Origin of the sequence: Candidatus Methanoperedens sp., from assembly GCA_027460525.1 — an archaeon.
Lineage (GTDB): Archaea > Halobacteriota > Methanosarcinia > Methanosarcinales > Methanoperedenaceae > Methanoperedens.
Genome location: JAPZAS010000008.1, coordinates 1 through 20,529, shown reverse-complemented (window position 1 = coordinate 20,529; position 20,529 = coordinate 1). Strand labels below are relative to the sequence as shown.

At 44.7% G+C, this 20,529-nt stretch carries 20 protein-coding genes; 15 read left to right on the top strand and 5 right to left on the bottom strand.

Annotated elements, in window-relative coordinates; all coding sequences use genetic code 11:
• The 9 genes from O8C68_02565 to O8C68_02525 form a co-directional block, all read left to right on the top strand.
• The coding region (locus O8C68_02565) for a hypothetical protein (GenBank protein ID MCZ7394686.1) at positions 1-354 on the top strand (354 nt) is incomplete at its 5' end.
• Complete coding sequence (gene artA, locus O8C68_02560; GenBank protein ID MCZ7394685.1) at positions 351-1,166, top strand: archaeosortase A; 816 nt, start codon at positions 351-353, stop codon at positions 1,164-1,166. The genes O8C68_02565 and artA, both read left to right, overlap by 4 nt.
• A complete protein-coding gene (locus O8C68_02555; GenBank protein ID MCZ7394684.1) occupies positions 1,156-1,791 on the top strand; it encodes a phosphatidylserine decarboxylase in 636 nt (211 codons plus the stop codon). Before artA ends, O8C68_02555 begins: the two co-directional genes overlap by 11 nt.
• Positions 1,791-2,471: a CDP-diacylglycerol--serine O-phosphatidyltransferase gene (gene pssA, locus O8C68_02550; GenBank protein MCZ7394683.1), complete on the top strand. Its 681-nt coding sequence runs from the start codon at positions 1,791-1,793 to the stop codon at positions 2,469-2,471. The genes O8C68_02555 and pssA overlap by 1 nt, the downstream gene beginning before the upstream one ends.
• Entirely contained in the window at positions 2,455-2,811 is a 357-nt protein-coding gene (locus tag O8C68_02545; GenBank protein ID MCZ7394682.1) for a dihydroneopterin aldolase family protein, read from the top strand. The genes pssA and O8C68_02545 overlap by 17 nt, the downstream gene beginning before the upstream one ends.
• A 19-nt stretch (positions 2,812-2,830) precedes the next feature.
• The gene (locus O8C68_02540; GenBank protein ID MCZ7394681.1) at positions 2,831-3,544 is read left to right on the top strand and encodes an RNA methyltransferase; all 714 of its coding nucleotides are present in this window, start codon (positions 2,831-2,833) and stop codon (positions 3,542-3,544) included.
• Positions 3,545-3,590: 46 nt separating this feature from the next.
• Positions 3,591-5,093: a methanogenesis marker 14 protein gene (locus O8C68_02535; protein ID MCZ7394680.1), complete on the top strand. Its 1,503-nt coding sequence runs from the start codon at positions 3,591-3,593 to the stop codon at positions 5,091-5,093.
• Positions 5,090-5,542 (top strand): DUF1890 domain-containing protein, encoded by a 453-nt coding sequence (locus tag O8C68_02530; GenBank protein ID MCZ7394679.1) that lies wholly within the window; start codon positions 5,090-5,092, stop codon positions 5,540-5,542. The genes O8C68_02535 and O8C68_02530 overlap by 4 nt, the downstream gene beginning before the upstream one ends.
• A complete protein-coding gene (locus tag O8C68_02525; GenBank protein MCZ7394678.1) occupies positions 5,521-5,793 on the top strand; it encodes a DUF1894 domain-containing protein in 273 nt (90 codons plus the stop codon). The genes O8C68_02530 and O8C68_02525 overlap by 22 nt, the downstream gene beginning before the upstream one ends.
• Before the next feature lie 53 nt (positions 5,794-5,846).
• On the opposite strand, the gene O8C68_02520 is transcribed toward O8C68_02525, so the two are convergent.
• Both O8C68_02520 and O8C68_02515 read right to left on the bottom strand, forming a co-directional pair.
• Positions 5,847-9,038 carry an AAA domain-containing protein gene (locus O8C68_02520; GenBank protein MCZ7394677.1) on the bottom strand — a complete coding sequence of 1,064 codons (3,192 nt, stop codon included), beginning with the start codon at positions 9,036-9,038 and terminating at the stop codon, positions 5,847-5,849.
• A gap of 233 nt (positions 9,039-9,271) precedes the next feature.
• On the bottom strand, positions 9,272-9,487 hold the full coding sequence (locus O8C68_02515) for a hypothetical protein (protein ID MCZ7394676.1): 216 nt from the start codon (positions 9,485-9,487) through the stop codon (positions 9,272-9,274).
• A 674-nt stretch (positions 9,488-10,161) separates the two neighbouring features.
• Here O8C68_02515 and O8C68_02510 point away from each other — a divergent pair.
• The 3 genes from O8C68_02510 (at position 10,162) to mptA (ending at position 12,911) form a co-directional block, all read left to right on the top strand.
• Entirely contained in the window at positions 10,162-10,644 is a 483-nt protein-coding gene (locus tag O8C68_02510) for a DUF6036 family nucleotidyltransferase (GenBank protein ID MCZ7394675.1), read from the top strand.
• Between the two features lie 42 nt (positions 10,645-10,686).
• Positions 10,687-11,775, top strand: coding sequence for a DNA polymerase IV (gene dinB, locus O8C68_02505; protein ID MCZ7394674.1), 1,089 nt, complete (start codon positions 10,687-10,689; stop codon positions 11,773-11,775).
• 185 nt (positions 11,776-11,960) lie between these two features.
• The gene (mptA, locus tag O8C68_02500; protein ID MCZ7394673.1) at positions 11,961-12,911 is read left to right on the top strand and encodes a GTP cyclohydrolase MptA; all 951 of its coding nucleotides are present in this window, start codon (positions 11,961-11,963) and stop codon (positions 12,909-12,911) included.
• On the opposite strand, the gene O8C68_02495 is transcribed toward mptA, so the two are convergent.
• From O8C68_02495 to O8C68_02485, 3 genes are all read right to left on the bottom strand, one after another.
• Complete coding sequence (locus tag O8C68_02495) at positions 12,895-13,215, bottom strand: hypothetical protein (protein MCZ7394672.1); 321 nt, start codon at positions 13,213-13,215, stop codon at positions 12,895-12,897. The two genes, mptA and O8C68_02495, sit on opposite strands and share 17 nt — an antisense overlap.
• A gap of 277 nt (positions 13,216-13,492) precedes the next feature.
• Positions 13,493-13,726, bottom strand: coding sequence for a hypothetical protein (locus O8C68_02490; protein ID MCZ7394671.1), 234 nt, complete (start codon positions 13,724-13,726; stop codon positions 13,493-13,495).
• Between the two features lie 339 nt (positions 13,727-14,065).
• Complete coding sequence (locus O8C68_02485) at positions 14,066-15,742, bottom strand: restriction endonuclease (GenBank protein MCZ7394670.1); 1,677 nt, start codon at positions 15,740-15,742, stop codon at positions 14,066-14,068.
• A gap of 781 nt (positions 15,743-16,523) precedes the next feature.
• Here O8C68_02485 and O8C68_02480 point away from each other — a divergent pair.
• The 3 genes from O8C68_02480 (at position 16,524) to O8C68_02470 (ending at position 20,518) form a co-directional block, all read left to right on the top strand.
• The gene (locus O8C68_02480) at positions 16,524-18,710 is read left to right on the top strand and encodes a thioredoxin domain-containing protein (protein MCZ7394669.1); all 2,187 of its coding nucleotides are present in this window, start codon (positions 16,524-16,526) and stop codon (positions 18,708-18,710) included.
• A gap of 263 nt (positions 18,711-18,973) precedes the next feature.
• A complete protein-coding gene (motA, locus tag O8C68_02475; GenBank protein ID MCZ7394668.1) occupies positions 18,974-19,864 on the top strand; it encodes a flagellar motor stator protein MotA in 891 nt (296 codons plus the stop codon).
• A gap of 6 nt (positions 19,865-19,870) precedes the next feature.
• Positions 19,871-20,518, top strand: a complete 648-nt coding sequence (locus O8C68_02470; GenBank protein MCZ7394667.1) for an OmpA family protein — start codon at positions 19,871-19,873, stop codon at positions 20,516-20,518.
• Positions 20,519-20,529 lie beyond the last annotated feature (11 nt).

The window sequence follows — 20,529 nt, the reverse complement described above, 5'->3', positions numbered from 1 at the left end:
GTCGGCGGCGACGACGCGGAAGCGTTCCGGCCCCACGCCGATGGCCTCGGCGGCGATCTGCATCATCACCGTGCTGGAGCCCTGACCGATGTCCGCGGCGCCGGTGAAGAGCGTGATCCCGCCGTCGGTGTCGAGCTTGAGGGTGACGGTGGCGTGGGGCATGTTGGAACGGAATTTGATTTTTCAGTACTGAAAAAGCTATCCATGTTATTATCGAATGAAATTATCCGGGAAGCCTTTGTGCGTGAAATCAGGGACAACGAGAGATTTAATAAGCTTGTAGAGGATATTCTGACAAAAGAAAAAAAGTTTCGTATAAAAGACATATCTACGTTAATAAAAAGTTTAATATGATAGAAAACATCATCTGGCTGGCGCTTGGATTGCTTGTTATAGCCTCTGTCATCCCGCAGGGGAATAAGCTCAAACTTACGATAGCCGGCGCAGGCTGGCTGTTTTTTTCAGTGCACTGGGCGCTGCAATGGCAGCATTATTTTGGGCTCGGGGATTATACCAATGTGGTTTTAACCGTGCTTGCATCGGCTTTTTCTGTTATTATTGGTGTTGTGCTGATACGGCAGGACAAAAGCCTTCTTGGAAACAATAACGGCATAAGTACCATGACCTCAATCTCCATGGCTTCCACTGCTGCCGCCATAGGCGGGCTTTCCTATTTTGTATTTTCCGAGATCCCCTCGATGAACGAGTGGCTTATCTCAACAGTGGCGAACCAGACTATATGGCTTGCCTCGGTTTTCGGGATTATGGTAACAAGACTGGACTGGAACCTGCTTGCAGTCAACGGCTACAGGGTCGAAATAATTCTGGCATGCACCGCGATTGAAAGTATTGCATTGTTCATCGGGATAATCGCAAGCGTCAGGGCACCGTTTAAGAGGCTTACCTTGGCGTTCCTCGTATCGGTTCCAGTAATATACGGCTTGAATCTGCTAAGGAATGTTTTTGTGGTTGATGCTTATGGAATGACGTGGTTTGGCGACCCTGAAACGAGTTTTTATGTGGCCCATACGCTCATCGCAAAAATAGGTTCCCTCATAGCATTATTCATAATCGCATACGCTGTATTGAAAATACTTCCCGAGATCATAGATATGATTGACGGGATTTTGAATCTGGTAAGAGGTATTTTCAAGCATGCTGGCTAAGGGTTCCTTTTCATGGATCGGGGCAATGGTGCTGTTCACCGCTGTTACGGGGTATTTTTCAAAGACTGTCTCAGGTGTTATTTCTATGGTGTTCTTTTTTTTGTTCGCCCTCGGATTTGCTTTGACTCTCTTTTTTTTCATATTCTTCCGCGACCCCAAGCGTACTCCGCCCGGGGATGAGGATGATGCGGTTTCGCCTGCTGACGGCAGGGTAATCTCTATACAGAACAGGACTATCTCTATTTTCATGAACATCCATAATGTCCATGTGAACAGGGCTCCTCTTGCAGGTAGAGTCACACATATTGATTATAAACCCGGCGGTTACATACCTGCGTTTAACAAGGATTCGTATGTAAACGAAAGAAATCATGTCGTGATAGATCCTGGCAAGGGAATACTTGAGCTTACTCAAATAGCCGGCATTCTTACGAGGCGCATCGTCTCTTATATCAGCGAGGGGACTCGTGTGAACAGAGGGGAGCGCATCGGCATGATACGCTTTGGTTCGCGCGTGGATGTGGTAGTTCCAGAGGAATATGAATTTGTAGTCAAGCTGAATGACAAAGTGCGAGCAGGAGAGACCATAATTGCAATGAAGAAAGACAAAACAAGGGGAAAATAATGGGAGAAAATATCCTGAAACTCATCAAGCCGGCTGATATTATTACCCTTGTAAATGCCCTGCTCGGTTTTGCCTCGATAATAATGACTTTGAGAGGAGAGGTTGAAAGCGCGCTGGTGCTGGTTCTTATTGCTGTGATAGCAGACGGTGCTGACGGCGCGGTGGCGCGGTATTCGGGATACGGGGTTCTTGGCGCGAACCTTGATTCGCTTGCCGATGTGATTTCTTTTGGGGTTGCGCCTGCTGTTCTGGCGTTTGTTTTTCTCAACGGATATTTTTCGTGGGTATTTTCGGGTCTTTTCCTTGTATGCGGCACGCTGCGACTTGCCAGGTTCAATGCAGCAGGGAAAAAGGACGGGTTTGAAGGAATACCAATAACATCTGGGGGTTTTGTTGTGGCGCTGTTTCTTCTGATGAGGGATTATGTGCAGTATTTTGAATATATGTTCATTCTTCTTCTTGTTCTCCTGTCTTTGCTGATGATAAGCACCATAGCTTATCCCAAATTAAAGAACCCTGCTATCCTTGCTCCGATGGTGCTGCTCATTGTTTTTGATGTTGCGGCTTTTTATCTGGGTTATCCTGGTGCGGTAAAAAAGGCATCATTGCTCCTGTTTATCCTGATTTTTGGTTACATCCTAAGTCCGATAGGAAGGAGATATTATGATAGAAATCAATAATCGTGACATGGCAATATTCGAGGCTGGCATCAAGCTCGGGGCGCTGTACCACCAGTTTGTAGGCACGCCGATTAATGTTGATACCATAGACGACCTTTCAAGAGCGATAGAAGAAAGCGTTGCTCTTCAGCCCTATGTCCGAAGCGTGAGTGTTTCGATTGAGAGGGATATGGCAGAGAAAAAGCAAAACCCGAAGTTCAAATACTGCGAACTTGAAGGGCGCATGCTGCATGTGAGTTTGCAGGTGCTTTACAAAAATATTATTGCGCATGTGGAACTTGCATATGATGAGGAAAAGGATTACCCGATGATGAGCATTAAGAAAATTGAGGAGATGTAAAAAGATTTAGTCTCAAAACATGCCCCTTACCTTCCGCATCGTCCTCGTTGAACCAATATACAGCGGCAACATAGGCTCAGTAGCCCGCGTGATGAAGAATTTCGGTTTTCATGAGCTTGTACTCCTGAACCCCTGCGAGCTTGACATGCCTGCGCGTGTAATGTCCCTGCATGCGTATGATATAATCGAGAACGCAAGGATTGAATTTTCCTTGAAAGATGCCCTTGCGGGCTCAAATATCCTCGTGGGCATGACGGGAATTCCAGGAAAGACGGATAACAAACATATGAGAATGCCTGCCCTTTCTCCCCGCGCACTAAAAGAGAAACTTACAGGCAAAAGCGGAATCGTTTCGCTTGTCTTCGGCAGGGAAGACCACGGGCTTCGGAATGAGGAGCTTGAGTTATGCGATATCATCGTGAATATCCCAACGAGCCGGGAGTATCCCAGCATGAACCTGTCCCATGCCGTTGCCGTGGTCTTGTATGAATTGAGCGATGTGAAAGCAGATAAGACTTATCTGGCTCCCCATTTTGACCTCGAGCTTCTGTATGAGCACATCGAAGAAGTTCTCTCTGATATCGAGTACAAGGAACATAAAGAAGACAAGACAAAGCTGATGCTTCAGAGGATACTGGGGAGGGCTGAATTAACCGGGCGCGAGGTCCAGACACTTCGCGGAGTGCTGCGCCGCATACAGTGGAAATTAAATAAATTAAAAAAAGGTAGTTAACTTTTTAAGTTTTTAAACTATTGGTATTGACCAAAACCAGAGAAGTATGGATAACCCCCTTAAATTAATGCTCAGTTGCTTTTTATCAAAGCCGAGGATAGCAGAAAGCCAGTCCATCCAACCAGCTGAGCTCAAAGGCGACCTGAAAGTGGCTGAGTTTATCCCGTTCTTCATTGTAGCTTCCATCGAAGTCGGGAACACCACAACCAAGTGCATTCTTACTGCCACGAATATGAAGGAAGGGCGTACCCGGCTTTTGAACAAGACTGTGAAGATGACACGCGATGTAAGGAAACCTAAACCAGATGAGCGGATTTTCGGTACCACCTTAAGCGGCGTATCGCTAACAAGGGAGTCGATTGCGGAATTAGTCCGAGACACACTGCTCGAGGCGCATGAGGCTGTTCATCTCGATATCACAACAGACCTTGATTTTGCTGTGAGGTCAACGGGCGTTGTTGCAGGATTCTCATCCCCGCATGAAGTAGGAGAATTCATAAAAGCCCTTGCAGACGGCTGCCTCCTTGCAGGCATCCCTCCCAAAAAAATGGTTCCTGCTATGTCCATTGAGAACATACCCGTAAAATTCAGAGACCACACCCTTATTGATAAGATCGTATTCACAGGCGCTGTCGGCGGGGTTCTCCCGCCTGTGGGCTCAACGGGTGTGGAAATAGTCGCAAATGAAATGGAAGGTGAGCTTTCAACGGCAGGCATCAAAGAAGGTGCAAAATGGGCGGGCGTGGATTTCAGGAACCCTGTTTTTTCCATGGACTTCGGAACCACGCTGAAAGGGCGTATCACCAACGATGACATACCGTATGCAAAAACGATAGCCAACCTTTGCGGTTATGCGGGTGCGATTCCGGATGCGGTGATAAAAGGCACAGGGCTCGTGGATAGAAGACACGGCGCAGCGCTTGATCTATTCCACAATAATAAAGAGCGCATGATATGGCTCTCAAAAAGCGCCGTCATCAAAAAATACGCGAAGGTTATTCATGAGCTGATAACAATAGAACTTGTGCCAGAGGACAGAAACAGGTACGGAAGCGTGCCTGTAGACCCGGCGGCTGCAAAAGAGATAGGTGTTGCCCTAATCGGATGCGATGTGGGTGAAAACGGGGGCAAGATGCCAAAATTAACCGATATAGGAGCTGAAATATATTTAAAACACGGTTTAAAGACGGTTTTTGCTACTCTTGATCTGGTGTCGGCAATGATGGTTGGGCGGCTGGTGAAACTTGCTTTGGATAATAAACTCATCTCGGAGAAGACATCCATAGGTTTGACTGGAAGGGCAGCCATCACAGGCTGCAAACCCCATCTTATTTTAAGAAGCATTGAAAAACTTGGGATTTATGAAAAGCCACAGGAACGAGTGGTGTTTGTGGACGATGGTCTTGCCAGAGGCGCTGCTGTGATGGCGCGATGCATGAACTCGATGGGAGTCCCGAAAAACCCAATCGGAGGCATAAGGGGCGGCGGGTGCGTGCTGAACAAGCGTATCGAGTATTATAAAAAATCAAAAGAGAGGAGTTCGACATGAAAGCGCTTCTGTTGATGGGATGCCCTGAACTGCCTGTGCAGACGGCGGCGGCGCTTTATATCGCCAGCAAACTGAACCGCGAAGGGTTTGATGTGACTGCCGCCGGCAACAAGGCTGCCATCAGCCTGCTTCTTAATTCAGACCCTGAGAAACATTATATCAAGAAGGTGATGGAGCTTGACAGGTGCATCGGCGCCCTTGCTGAAAAGAAATTGGACTTCGACCTTTGTTTTGTGTTCATACACAGCGACAGCGGGATTTCATATCTTGCCACCGTCAAATCATTATCGAAAGCAAAAACAGTGGCGGTTATTTTCGGGAAGGAGATTGAGCCGCTCATCGAAGCCAGCGAGGATTCGATAATAATAGCGGCAAAGGCTGTGCATAATCCCACGCCTCTTCGGGCGCAAATCGACGGGGTGAAGTCATGGGCTGCATTGACGAGATGAACTATGAGATACTGCTGCCCAATAGCTCCTTCAAGGAATGCGCGGATTTTATAAAGAAGAATTTCAAGGAGATATATTATGTCGAAGCGGGTTTTAAGATTTTTGATAATTATCTGATAGGGGTTCCTCCGATTCCGATTGCTGTGGATGGGGATTTTATCATTATGCCATATGTCAAGCCCTGCCACGGGAGTTTTGTGCTGAGGATACCGGGGAAGGAGGAAGTGGAGAGGATGAGGAAGGGGAAGTGAGAGGGTGGCAACTATTAAAGAAATGGCATAAGAGATGTCCTTTTTTGGAGATGCTATACAAATCTTTTAAGCTTATGATTCAAACTATCATTCAAGTTTATTAAATCCGCATCTTCAATGGATACAAGTGTTAACCCATTTTCTTTATATAATTTTTCTTTATATTTTCTGTGTGCTCCGTCATCTTTCGAATGTACTGAACCCCAGAACTCTATATATGCATCATATTTTGGTAAATACCAATCACAATATAATACGCTGGAAAATGGCAATTTTTCTTCACATTTATGTTCTATTCCATTATCGCTAAGCCAGTCATCTATTCTAACCTCTCCGCTTGACCGTACCATGTGAGTATCTTTACATTTATAGACTTTCTTTTCATTGAATATCTTATTTTGTAACTTTTTTATTTGCCCGCATCCAAAACAAAATTCATAAGATGGATTATCTAGCATCTTCCCACAAATTGGGCAAGTGCAATGCGGGTCATAATCTTTTATTATATCTTCTATTATCAAGCCCGTCTTTGCTATGTGGGCATAAAGTTGTCCATAATGTGGTATTTTTTTAATTTTATTACTACCTATCATTATGAATTTTTGTTGAGTCCTTGAGACTGCCACATTTAATAGCGTTCTGCCTTTATTACCTGTAAATAACGGGCCGAACTTATTGGATTCGGCAGGTGAGAATATTATTATCCCCTTCTCTTGTCCTTGATACTTATGTACTGTGCCACATTCTATTTCAGGTAATTCTTTTTTTATTAACTTATGTTGCCCTTTAAATGGTGTAATTACTGCAATTTCATTAGCTATTTCATCACCATATGCTCTCTTAAAATTAGCCACAATGTTTTTTATTAAATTCACTTCATATTTGCATTTCCATGATCCCCCATCTTTTTCATTCCAATATTCACGTAAAAACCAAATCATCTGAGGTTCTTTGCCAATTATTTTATCTAATCCATCCTTTAAATCAAAATTAGTTTTGATATTATCTGAAGTCTTCAACTCATTGTCATAAAAAATCATACTAACGAAATCGGCTATGTTTTTCTGCATTCTGTACTGCTCTTTAAGCATTTTTGCACAGTTGTTGTTAGAGCCGACTTTTTTATAAAGAAGTTCGAATATGCTTTGTCTCATTTCTGGATTTTCATCTAAAAAGGGTCCCACGTACCTTTTGTCTTCCCTTATAACTGGTGGAAGTTGTTTATGATCGCCTAAAAAAATTACTTTTTTTGATTGAATCATAGGAATTAGTGCGCTTGGGACCTCTACGGAACCAGCTTCGTCCATTATAGTCAGATCAAATTCGATTAGCTTGAAAATCTTTGGTGTTTCAAAAATCGTTGTTGCGATTACATCATAACGCTTTAAAACCAAAGCTGTTATATTATCTAACTTCTCTGCTTTCTCAGTCTCCAAAGATTTTATATTTTTTTCGATAGGCTCCAATTCTCTGTTAAGATTCAAAATAATGTCTCTTAATGCTTTAATTTTAACTTCATTTTCTTTAATATCAAATGAGCTTTCCTTTTGCAGTTTTTCGATTTTTGTTATAATTTTTTTGATGTTTTTTTGAAGTTGTAGCAATTTGTCTTTAGTTGCCTTGTCGTTGATTAATTCAAAATAATTTTCAACATACGGATAGTCTCCAGAATTCATTTTTTCAACTAATATTAAATTCTTTGATAAAGAATCTAATTTATTGTTTTCACTTTTCACATTTTCATTTAATTGATTTAGTTTAATCTCTGAAGATTCTCTTATTGTTCTTTTTTCATCTAAAAGTCTTTCAGCTCCGATTTTCAATTCTTCCTTATTCCTTTTGCTGATAATAGATTCTTTTTGTTTCAAATCTAAAACTTTTAACTTTTGTTCCACATCATTTTTGTACAGGAGAACAGTATCATAATCTTTTTTATGTAACCCATATTTTTCAAGTGTGATTAAAAACGAGGAAGAATAAACACCCGCACGATAAGCGATATATTTCCACTTGTTTTGTTTTATGAAATACAAATAGTCTTCTGCAGCTTTTAAAATATCTCTACACTCGACTTTCTTCTGTTCTAATTTATTAATCTCATTTTTAGAATCATTTATAACAATTTCATATTGTCTAATTGTTTTGCTAAGTTCTTCAATGAAATTCACTGTATTTTTATATTCGACCTCAAAATTTGCGAGGGCATTTTCTAAGGTAACGATTTGATTTTTTATTTGAGATATTTCAGTTTGAAAAAGGGATATTAATGATTCTTTTAAGTTCCTTATATAAAAATCCATTTGGTTGTACATGGCTTTTAATTGTTCACTGCATTCATTTCTCAACTTTGATAATTCGTTTTCATGCGTTATGACATCAGTTTCAAAGTCTTTGATTTTCTGTAATGTCTCTCTTTTAGTAGATTCGAGAGGGATTAGCTTTGAAGCATATTCTTTTTCAATTCTGTCTATGCATTCTTTTTCCTGATAATCATATAAAACTTCTTTATACTCGTCTTTGTTTAATGTAGTTCCTTTTCCGTACCTTATAACTCCATTCCTATACCGTACAACATTGTAGTTTTCTTTATAGAGTTTTTTTACTGCATTGTCTACTGCAGTGTTTGTCCACGCGCATAATAGAATCTTGAGTCCTGTATTGTTTTTTTGCCAAAGGTCGCAATAGTTCTTCGTTATTTCTGGAACCAGTGTCGTTTTTCCGGTGCCAGGCGGTCCCCATATCAAAAATAAATCCTTCACGCCTATAGCATACGAAATTGCTTCTTTTTGCGACTTGTTTAATTGTTCACTTTTATTAATAAGCTCTATTCCCTCTCCACCCTTAATTTTATTATTCCCAAATAGCTGCTCTCTGAGAATAGAGAAATTATCGCTTTTTAATTCTTCAAGTACTTCCTTCTGTTTTTTAAAAATGAAGCTCATGTCTATTAGGAGCTTTGCTTCATTTGGTATACCGCTATACCCAGAGACTCTTATTGCAATATGATTTTTATCTAAACTTAGTATTTCAAATTCGTATTTTTCCCCATCAATATCTATGAGCCTTTCGCTTGAATGTTTTAAATTATCTATGTTATATTGGTCGATCGTAAAATCTAATATTACTGAATTTTCTTCTTCTTTTACAAGTTTTCCCACCCCCAATTCTATGATTTCAAAAGGTGTATACTTTATTTGAAGATTTTTTAATTCAATATATTTGTCTATAATATCTAAGGACTCCATCGCCCAATAATAGAGCCATGTCTCTATATGAATATTTGCTTAAGTTTATAAATAAGATATTGTGCAATTTGTCAGCATTAGAAATGTAGATTCACTTCACCGCCCTCAATATCTCCGCATACAACTCAGGCGAAGCATCTCCACTCCATGTATCATCTCATTCAAACCCGCCAGCGCCTCCTCTTTCGTCAGCAGTTTCAAACTCGATGCAGTTAAGCGACCGTTACTTTTATTCAAAACCCCAATGAACTCCAATCGAAACCAATGGACCTTAACGCAAGGTAGATAACCACAATCACGACTATAATTGTAATCAAATAATAAAAAACCATTCCTGGTATTAACTTTGATGGTTTATACAGGTCATCATGTGGAGATGGAGAAAACAAAGCGTCATGAATCATTTTCAATAATTTTATAATATCAGATTCTTTTTTTTCGTCTGTCATATTCTTAATACACTATTTACCCATTCATTTAATCGCACATGCTGGCACAAAGAAATGCAGAAAAACAAATTTTAAAATGGAAGCCAACCCGCGCCATCACATTTGGGATGATGCTTGCAGACCCACTTACCACTTATTGGATCCCACTTTATTTCTTTTTCCTTATAGGTTTCACCACAATGTTTACAACGTACATGCTTTTCTGATTGCAAATCCGGATGAAAAGGAGGTATTGTTCCATCTTTACGCGATTTCACATCCTCAGATTGCTTACTTCCTGGTATCATAATACCCAAAAGATTATTTTTCAACCTTAAAAACATTAGTACATGCAAGAACTTGTATATACGAGCGCTGCGCAAGCCGTATTAAAAATAAGCCGCAATGTGGGGATAACCAGTCAATCCTGTAAATCCTGTCGATAAGTCGTCAGGTCTTGCTCAAAGTTGCGCGCAAATTACGGGTATATCAAATTTATATTCCCTGACCGCCAATTCTTAAATGAATACGAAATCCTTATACTCCTCTGCATTAATTTTATCATACAAAATTATGACCGCCATCCGCACAAAACCAAGGAAGCCAGAAGAAGTTCAAATGTTCATCGAGATAGCGAAGCTTCGCGTAAAAGAAGGGGTTATTTTTCAGGGAAATAAAATCAAAGAGGTTCTACCTTGGAAGAATTAAGCAGTAAATTCGGGATTTTAGCAGAAATCAGCGAAAAGCTCCCAAAAAACAAGAAACCTGTATTAGTCGGGGGCAGCGCCGTGGAATTTTATACACGAGGAACCTGCAAAAGCATAGACATTGATTTGCTTGCAGACAGGGATTCACTTGAAAAAGTACTTGAGAAGATGGGGTTTTCAAAGATTGGGCGCCATTGGTTCTATACAAAAGACATTGGTATTGAGATTGTAGGCGACTCTACTGAAGGCAGGCGCGTAAATGAAATCATGCATGAAGGAAAGTTAATTCGTATTCTCTCCATCGAGGATTTGATAGTTGATAGACTCAATGCTTGCAAGCACTGGAAATCACAGTATGATTGCGAGCAGGCGCAGGTTCTTGTTGGAGTTTATTCAGATAAATTAGACAGGGAATATCTCAAGAAACGAATGAAAGAAGAAGATTTAGAGATGGAGCTAATCAAAATCTAAAGAGTTCGACATTTATATCATCTCACCGCCATTTCTTACACGATGTCCAACGACAATCCCAGAATCATCCTGCACGTTGACATGGACTACTTCTTCGCCCAGTGTGAGGAGCGAGAGCGCCCAGAGATAAAAGGCAAGCCCGTTGTGATATGCGTATATTCAGGTCGCAGCCAGGACAGCGGCGCGGTGAGCACGAGCAACTACGAGGCGCGAAAATTCGGGGTAAAAGCCGGGATGCCGATATATCGCGCAAAAAAGCTTGCTCCTGATGCAGTATTCCTTCCCGTGAACATGGAGCTTTACCGCAGCATCTCGGATGAAATAATGGAAATACTGCGGGGCTATTGCGATGTGCTGGAAAAAGAGAGTGTGGACGAGGCATTCTGCGATATTACAGGAAAGGTTTCGGATTTTGACGAGGCAAAATCGCGTGCCCTGCGATTAAAAGAGGAAATCAAACACAAAGTCGGATTGACCTGCTCGATTGGCGTGGCGCCCAACAAACTTGTTGCCAAGATAGCTTCCGATTACCAGAAGCCGGATGGATTGACTGTGGTGAAGCCGGATGAAGTTCTGAAGTTCCTGGTTCCACTAAAAGTCACAGACCTCGTGGGTGTGGGAAAAAAGACCGGAGAGAGATTGAACGAGCTTGGGGTAAAGACCATCGACGAGCTTTCAAAGCTTTCAACGGACGAACTCGTCCGGGAATTCGGACAGGCAAAAGGAGTATGGTTAAAACAGGCATCGCAGGGCATAGATGACTCGACTGTAGAGGAGCGGGAAGGCACGGAGCAGATAGGGAGGATAACCACGCTTAAGGAAGATACCAATGATTCAAATGTCATATTTGGTGTCATCGACGAGCTTTCAAAGGATGTTTACAGGAAGCTTGAAGCGCGGAAGCTCAGCTTCAGATCCATTACATTTGTGGCGATTTCCACAGATTTTAAAACCCGGACAAAGACCCACATGCTTGAAGCCCCTGCGAAGGATAGCGATGCAATAAAGGAGAGCGCTCGGCAGCTTGCAAAGCTTTTTCTCGCAGAGAATCCGGTTACTCTTAGGAGAGTGGGTGTAAGGGTGGCGAATTTAATGGAAGAGAAAGGTCAGAAGACGCTCGGGGAGTTTTGAGAATTCCTGATTGTTTAAAGAAAAAGTTAAAAAGATGGGGAAGCCTTATAGAGTCAAAACTTTCAGGACTCTACAATAGCTTTCACATAATAGCGATTCAAATAGCAATAATTTAATAATAAAGCGTATCAATATGTTCCTTTGAACCTTGGAAACAGGTTATAACATTCTGGAGACAATATCTAATGGAACTTCCTGTCATTCACCTCCCTGACATCCAGGCAAACCAGCCTGAGATTCCCATTACACTCACGCGCGTGGGAGTAACAGACGTCAAGAAGCTTGTTGAAGTGGCAAGAAAAAACAAACGCCCCATTGTGCTTCTGTCCACGTTTGATATTTTTGTGGATCTCCCCTCGGATCGCAAAGGTGCGAATCTCTCAAGAAATTTTGAAGCCATAGACGAAGTGCTTGAGGAAATGATTGCCTCTCCCGTGTATGAGATTGAGGATCTATGCGGCGAGGTAGCAAAGCGGCTCATCGGCAGGCATGAATACGCTTTAAACGCCGAGGTCAGGATGAAAAGCGAATATGTTCTCAAAAGGGAAACCCCGCAGACGAAAATAAAATGCCAGGAAGTTGTAAATATCTTCGCTGAGGCGAAGGCAATTCGGGGCAATAACCTCAGTGTAAGGAAGCTTGTGGGGGCTGAAGTGCTCGGAATCACTGCATGCCCCTGCGCCCAGGAAATCATGAGGGATAAGGCAAAAAAGGAATTGGTAAGTCTCGGCGTGGGAAATGATGTTATTAAAAAATTCTTAAACCGTGTGCCCATGCCCACACATAACCAGAGGGGGCGCGGGGTTATTTCGATAGAGGTTCACGACAGCAATTTTGTTTCATTGGATAAAATAATCGATATCATAGAGAATTCCATGAGCTCACAGATGTTTGAGCTGTTAAAGAGGTCGGATGAAGCTGCAGTCGTGGAAAGGGCGCATAAGAATCCCAAATTCGTGGAAGACTGCGTACGCACCATGGCACAGAAAATCGTCACGGAATTTTCTGAGCTGCCCGATGATTCGATTATCATAATCAAACAGATAAATGAGGAGAGCATCCACCGCCACAACGCATTCGCAGAGCGTAAATCCACGCTGGGAGAGTTGAGGCAGGAGATTAATAATATCGTTTAGACTTTAATAAAACGTATATAAGGAGCATTACCATAAATATAAAAACAACAATTATGATAATAAGGAGTGAATAAATCCAGGATTCTTGAAGGCTTAAAACCTCCCTCCAGGTAATTCTATTGACCTCTTCCCAATCCCTATGATACTTGGGAGCTTCATTATCGGGCTGATACCGGCTGAACTTATCTATATAACATGGGGGTTTGGATATGACCTCGATTCCGGGGCACTTTACCGCTCCACAGGTGAAACGATATCTGCAGCCCAGATTGTTGGCAGGTTCCGAATAAATGTTCTGTTCCATGATTGTGATTATGAATAAATAATCATTTTAATATTAATTTTGGTTTAAATAATCCTTACATACTTATACCGATAACGTTTCTTAATTATAATATTAATGTCATAGTTTAAAAGCCTATCCTAAAAATAGGTATGTTAAATATTTAAAAATGATTGTATAATTATTTGATTTAGGATAATGCCTGAAAGGTTCAATCTCCGGGAAGGATCGCATGTAGAAATAGAGCTGTTTACCACTAACTCTATGAAGCTTAAAGTAAAGTGAGAGCCTTACAGTCTTATATCCTTTTTACTATGCTGATGGACTTTTTCCTGATATTTTGCCAATTTAATATCCTTTTGAACCAGAATTTCTTTTCTATAAACTCTTCCCGTATTGTTTCGTTTTTAGATTTCTTTTCTGGAGAGATTATTGAAACTTCGTCTATCGTTCCGTTTTCAACCCCCGTTCTATAATCGTCATTCGATTTTTTCAACTTTTTCTCAAAGTCAAGGGGATACTTTTCAGCCATAAAGAATTACCACCTGCCCTGCTCATATCCAAAATATTGATGACTCTGCAGGTATATATATCCATGCATTTAGATAATAATTACGATAATTGTAATAATCATTAGATAGCCTTGAGGCTGTTAAAATACAGTCCTTGCAACTATGCGGTTGAAGTGCAAAATCTACCAGAACATGACCTTACCTCAGCCACTCTAAGGCTATCCTGCTTTTACGCTAACCTATCTTCTGGCGATTATCTGAGGTATTCCCTTATGATTATCTTCCCACTGGGATAATGCTCAGGACAGCTTAAATTTGCCTTCCTAATATAGCCGTTTACCTTTAATTCCATGTGATTTTTATTGGCATTTTTTACATATAGTCTTTTTGAAAATCAAACTTCCTTCTTTTGTTGTACATGATATACAAATGGCATTGCCACATTTATCGCATTTAGTCATATGCTTATTACAATGAATTTCTCCACATATTGGACATTTCAATGAACATGTATTACAGATAGCTTCCCCGCACTCTACACATTTATTTTTAATATGTTCTGCACAAAACCTTGTTTTACATCCGACGCATTGGATACTATGGTTTTCACAGAACAAAGAGCCGCAGGTCGGACATTTAAATATGTGATCTTTGCAAAGGGCTTTTCCACAGACATCACAAACTGCCGAATTTTTCTTTTTTATAAAATCCTTAAGCAAGTGCTTATTACAATGCGATATATTATCGGCTATGATAGTTCCGCCATTTGCAGATATTATCCTCGTATATGTATAATCCCCACTTTCGAATTCTACTTCCCATTTTGGCACATGTATAAGTTGAATTTCATTAATGATTACATCTTTCCGTGAAGGTTTTAGAGTGTACTCCTTAATATCAGGCGTTTCGAAATCGAAATCATCTTGTCGTTTTTTCTTTTTTGTAGAAACTTCATACTCAATAGTTTCAGTATTTTTATTAACAACATGATCAATTGTTTCTCCCCTAGCAACAACTTCACTTATCTGAGGAGATAATTTGATGATTTTGTAATTATCTGGTTGAGTTATTGAAAAATCTCTTTCTGGATTTTGGTGGAGTTCTTTCTTAAGAATACCTATTTCTTTCTCTTCTTTCTTTTCCTCAGAGGATTTTCCCAGAAGACCAAAGGATATTGATTTTACAATATTACTCTTTATATCTTTTTGTATCGGTGAACTTTTTAATAATGCATCAACAATGAAGAATCCCGAATCTGTCATCCTATGTTTTCTTTTAATCGGGTCTGTCTGAACAGAGTTGAGTTCGTAATAAACTTTGTAAAATGGTCTCCATATCAATTCTACACTAGAAATCTCAACTTTGTTTTTATTTTCAAAATCAAGATTTGTTGCATAATCATAGTCCGTTTTTATTGGCAAGTAGTATTTGAAATCTACTTTATCTCCAAAGTTGAGCCGCCCAACTTGGAGTTGGAAAAATTCTTCTTTTACTTTGTCTTCATCCCATAATTCTAGACCTCTGCTTTCACCTAAAGACAATGCTCCACTTGAAAAATCAGGAATCGCCACAAAAAGTCCATTGGTTATGCCCGTATCATCAAGTTTGAAAATAAAAGTTCTGACTAAATCGGGTGATATGGTATTAGAATAATTTTTGCACTCGACGACTTTTATTATTTCTTTTCCTTTCCGTTTCTTTTTGGCAATAATATCAAACTCAGGATTATCATTTGAACCTTTGATTTTCTTTCTTCTTTCAGTAGTATATCCTTTAGCGTTTAAAATCTGCTCTACCATATCTTCAAATTTATATCCTAGGTGATATGCATTTGTAGCAGTATATTCAGAATCCTCGTTTTTTTCCTCATCAACTACTGCGATGGTAACCTTTTCAGTCTTCATAGCCATAGGTTTTTCTAAAATTTTAGACTCTTCACATTCTTCCTTTTTTACTTGAAGGGAAAATCCGCATTTTGAACAGAACTTTGAGTTTTCAATCTCAATTTTTTCACCACAATTTGGACAGAAGCTCATTATACCACCTTTGCAGTTTAATAATTATTTTAATATTATTTAAGCTCTGTTATGATTTACAAAAAATGACCCCTTGACCGTAGCCAACAATACAACCCATTATAAATCTACCATCGAGTCATTTATGGCCATATCTGGAAATGGCTGCCATTCTGGACCCTGATCTTCCTGGCCGGGCGCATGGCCATTCCGTTCGAGCTCTACGAGGCCGCGGACGTCGACGGGGCCAGCCGGGTGCAGAAGTTCGCCCATGTGACGATGCCGCGGAGCCATTCCTTTCAGTAGCTTGCCCCGAAATAGATCTTCGCCTCATTCCCCCGCTTTTGTGTCGACCGACATGCGTGAATAATTGATCTTTCCGGCTGGAGTACTACTGTTCTGACATCTGGTCCCGCCCGACATTGTTGACTTGCGGCCGTCGGGATCGTGCGGGAGTCTGACCACGTCCCCTCCTGGCGCGGAGATTACGATCAGCGGCACCCAAACCAACACCGCCCCAAGCCATCCGCAGGGTGGGCTCCCAATACCAACTCTGCATTGACTTCTGTGGAGGCCGGCATTATCGATAATCCTCCAGTCCCCGCCCAGTCCTCTCCTAACTTTGTCATCCTGAGCGGAGCAGGAACTTCACGCAGTGAAGTTCCTGCAGAGTCGAAGGATCCCTGCGTTCTTCCCGGGAGGGGGTGCCCAATGACTGAGGCGTAAACCTCAGAATCCGCTGCCTGCACTGCGACGTGCGCAGAGTTCCCCGTCTTCGTCGTTCTCGCGATAGACTTTCCCGATGACCACCGGTTCGCACAATTCCCTTGCCCGCGCTTCTTCTTCCTATCTGCGTTCGGCTATGCATCAACCGATCCAGTGGCATGAATGGGGGGAGGAGGCCTTCGCCGCCGCCCGCCGGGACAACATGCCGATGCTTTTGGATATTGGGGCGGTCTGGTGTCACTGGTGCCATGTGATGGACCGCGAGTCGTATGACGATCCGGAAGTGGCGAAGATCGTCAACGAACATTTTGTAGCGCTGAAGGTGGATCGGGATGAGCGTCCGGATATTGACAGCCGGTACCAGGCGGCGGTGGGCGCGCTGACCGGGCAGGGTGGGTGGCCGTTGACCGCGTTCCTTACGCCGGAGGGCAAGCCGTTTTTTGGCGGGACGTACTTCCCTCCGGCGGACCAGTATGGGCGGCCCAGTTTCAAGCGTGTGCTTATTTCGATTGCTAATGCTTATCGCGAGAAGCAGGGCGAGGTGCTGGAGCAGGCCAACATGGTGGCGAGCGCGATTGCGCAGGCGGAGTCGTTTGCGGGACGGAGCGGCACTGTTTCTGCGGCGGTGATTGAGGCAATAACAGAGTCGGCTTTGAAGATGTTTGACGAGCGCCATGGCGGGTTTGGGAGCGCTCCGAAGTTTCCGCATCCAGCGGCGCTCGACCTCTTGATGGATCAGTACGTCCGCACCGGCAACGAAGAACTCCGCCATGTTTTTGCCAGCACGTTGGAACACATGGCGCGCGGCGGCGTGTATGACCAGCTGGCGGGGGGATTTCACCGCTATTCGGTCGATGAGCGCTGGATCGTGCCGCACTTCGAGAAGATGTGCTACGACAACTCGGAGCTGCTGAAGAATTACGTGCACGCTTATCAGGCGACCGGCAGCGAGTTCTTTGCCGAAGTAGCGCGCGACATCATTCGGTGGATGGACGCATGGCTCAGCGACCGCGGGCACGGCGGCTTTTATGCTTCGCAGGACGCCGATTACTCGATGGAGGACGACGGCGACTACTTCACATGGACTCTTGGTGAGGCGAAGGCCGCGTTGTCCGAGGACGAGGCGGCGGTGGCGACGATCTATTACGACATCAGTGAAATCGGCGAGATGCACCACAATCCGGCGAAGAATGTGCTTCATGTGTGGGCGGGAGTGGAGGAGATCGCGCGGCGGCTGAATTTGAACGAGGAGCGGGTGCGCGAGCTGTTGGCTTCGGCGAAGAAGAAAATGTATGCGGCGCGGCTGGTGCGTCCTACACCTTATGTGGACAAGACGGTGTATGCGGGCTGGAATGCGATGTGCGTTTCCGCCTACCTCGAAGCGGCACGGGTGCTGGACCTGGCGGAGGCACGGCAGTTTGCGCTGCGATCGCTGGATCGGCTGATTGCTGAGGGCTGGAATTCCGGGATCGAGCCGACGTTGGCGGACAAGAGTGTCCGCCCTACACTTAAGCATGTCATCGCCTATTCGGATCCGAAGGCAGAACGGCGTGAGACTTCCGGGGGGCTGGATGACTACGCTTTCAGTGTGATCGCTTGTCTGGATGCGTACGAAGCGACCGCCGACATGAGTTACTTCCGGTTTGCACGCGCGATGGCGGATGCGATGATCGCGCGGTTCTTCGATCCGGTGGCGGGCGGGTTCTTTGATGTGGCTGGCGCACCCGCAGACAACCCGGCCGAGGAATCGAATGTGCTCGGGATTCTGGGCACTCGCCGCAAGCCGTTCCAGGATTCGCCGACGCCGGCGGGAAATTCGGGGGCGGCGATCGCGCTGTTGAGATTGCATGGATACACGAATGAGGCGTCGTATCGGGACCAGGCTGAGCAGACCTTGGAGGTGTTTGCCGGAGTCGCGGGACAGCATGGCATCTTTGCCGCGACTTACGGCTTGGCGGCGATGCGCTTCAGCCATCCGCACACGCAGGTGGTCATTGTCGATCAGGATGATGCCGCTGCGAGTTTATTGCGCGCAGCGGTGAAACCATTGGGACTGAACACGGCGGTTCTGCGGCTAGCGGCAAATGGGGTAGTCGCGCAGAACTTGCCTCCGGCGCTGGCGGAGACAATTCCGAATCTTCCGGCTCTGCGAGAGGGGCGGTCGTTCGCCGTGATGTGTTCGGGGTTTACATGTCAGCCGCCGGTGTTCGACGCGGAAGAGCTTGGGCGGAGTTTGGGTTCGCGCGCGCGGCCAGCGGCTTGAGAAGACCACAGCGGCCAAAGTTTGGTCCGGGATTCCGTTATCGAAGGCGATTCGTAAGATCTTGTTAACCAGTTCTAGCCCACGAACTGGCCCCCCCGCCATGCCTGAAGTTCCCTGCTTTATTGCCGATGACCTTCATTGGCGGGTTGCCAGCCATGTCTGCGACTTTTTTCAATCATTCGGAGCGGTACCGGTCTGTGCGGGAGGTTCTTCCGATTGGTATTTGTGGTCAGGGCCGGGAGCTGGTCAAAAGATAAGGTTCTATGTTCTCAATCATTGGAATTGTGATTGTCTTCGGCTGCATTGTTGCCGGTTACCTGATGGAACACGGCAACCTGAAAGTGCTGGCGCAACCGGCCGAACTGCTCATCATCGGGGGCGCTGCGCTGGGCACCGTGCTGATCTCCAATCCCGTGCACATTCTGAAAGAGATCGTGGGTGGTGTGGCAGGAACATTTGGGTCTTCGAAGTACGGCAAGGAGCGCTACATCGAGTCGTTGAAGATGATGTATGAACTGCTCAATAAGGCACGCAAGGAAGGTCTGGTGGCCCTCGAGTCGGACATCGAGGAACCGGACAAGAGTGCGCTGCTCTCCAAGTACGGGGATTTCGTCAAGAATCATCACGCGTTGAATTTTGTGTGCGACACCATGCGGATGGCGGTGAGCGGCGGCGTGGAGGTATTCGATCTGGATCAGATGCTGGAAAGCGACATGGAAGTGCATCATCACGAAGCGACGCAACCCGTTTCTGCGCTCAGCACGATGGCGGACTCGCTGCCGGGACTGGGCATCGTAGCGGCGGTGTTGGGCGTGGTCATCACGATGGGGGCGTTGGGCGGTCCACCGGAGGAAATCGGGCACAAAGTGGCGGCCGCGCTGGTCGGAACGTTCCTGGGCATCTTGCTGTGTTACGGGCTGGTGGGTCCGCTGGCGGCACGCATGGGGAAGATGTCAGACGAAGAGCAGGCGTTTTTGCAGGTCATGCGGGTGGTCATGGTTGCGTTTCTGAAAGGGATTGCGCCCATTATGGCAGTCGAAATTGGACGGCGATCGGTGCCGGGCCACGTGCGTCCTTCGTTCAAAGAAGTGGAGCAGGCTTGCCGTGGCGGCGGAGCAGCAGCACCAGCGGCAGCGGCCGCAGCAGGGGGATAAAGCGCCATGGCGACTCCCCCGATCATCATCATCAAGAAAAAAGGCGGCCAAGGTGGACATCACGGTGGCGCCTGGAAAGTCGCATACGCCGACTTTGTTACGGCCATGATGGCGCTGTTCATCGTCTTGTGGCTGATGAACAGCAGCAAGCAACTGCAGGTGGCAGTGGGAGGATACTTCAAAGATCCGACCGGAACAGCAAAGAAGGTGGGAACGAACCAGTCCGGATCGGGAGAGAATTTCCAGCTCACGAAGCAGAACCTGGCAGAACTCAAAGAGCAGCTGCAACGGAACATTCGAAGCATCAACGATCTGGAAAAGCTGCGCAAGAATATCGAGATGACGGTCACGGCGGAAGGTCTGCGGATCGAGTTGCTGGAATCGGAGAAAGGAACGTTCTTCGACAGTGGGAGTTCCGCCCTGAACAAGAGCGGGACGGAGATGCTGGTTCTGTTGGCGGAGGAATTGGGACAGGTTCCGAATCACATTTCCATCGAGGGGCACACCGACGCCAAACCGTTCGCCGAACGGGCCAACTACGGCAACTGGGAACTCTCGTCGGACCGCGCGAATGCCGCCCGGCGGCTGATGCAGCAATCGGGTGTCCGCGCGGACCAGGTCTCGCAGGTGCGTGGCTTCGGCCCCCGCCGATAACAGCAACAACA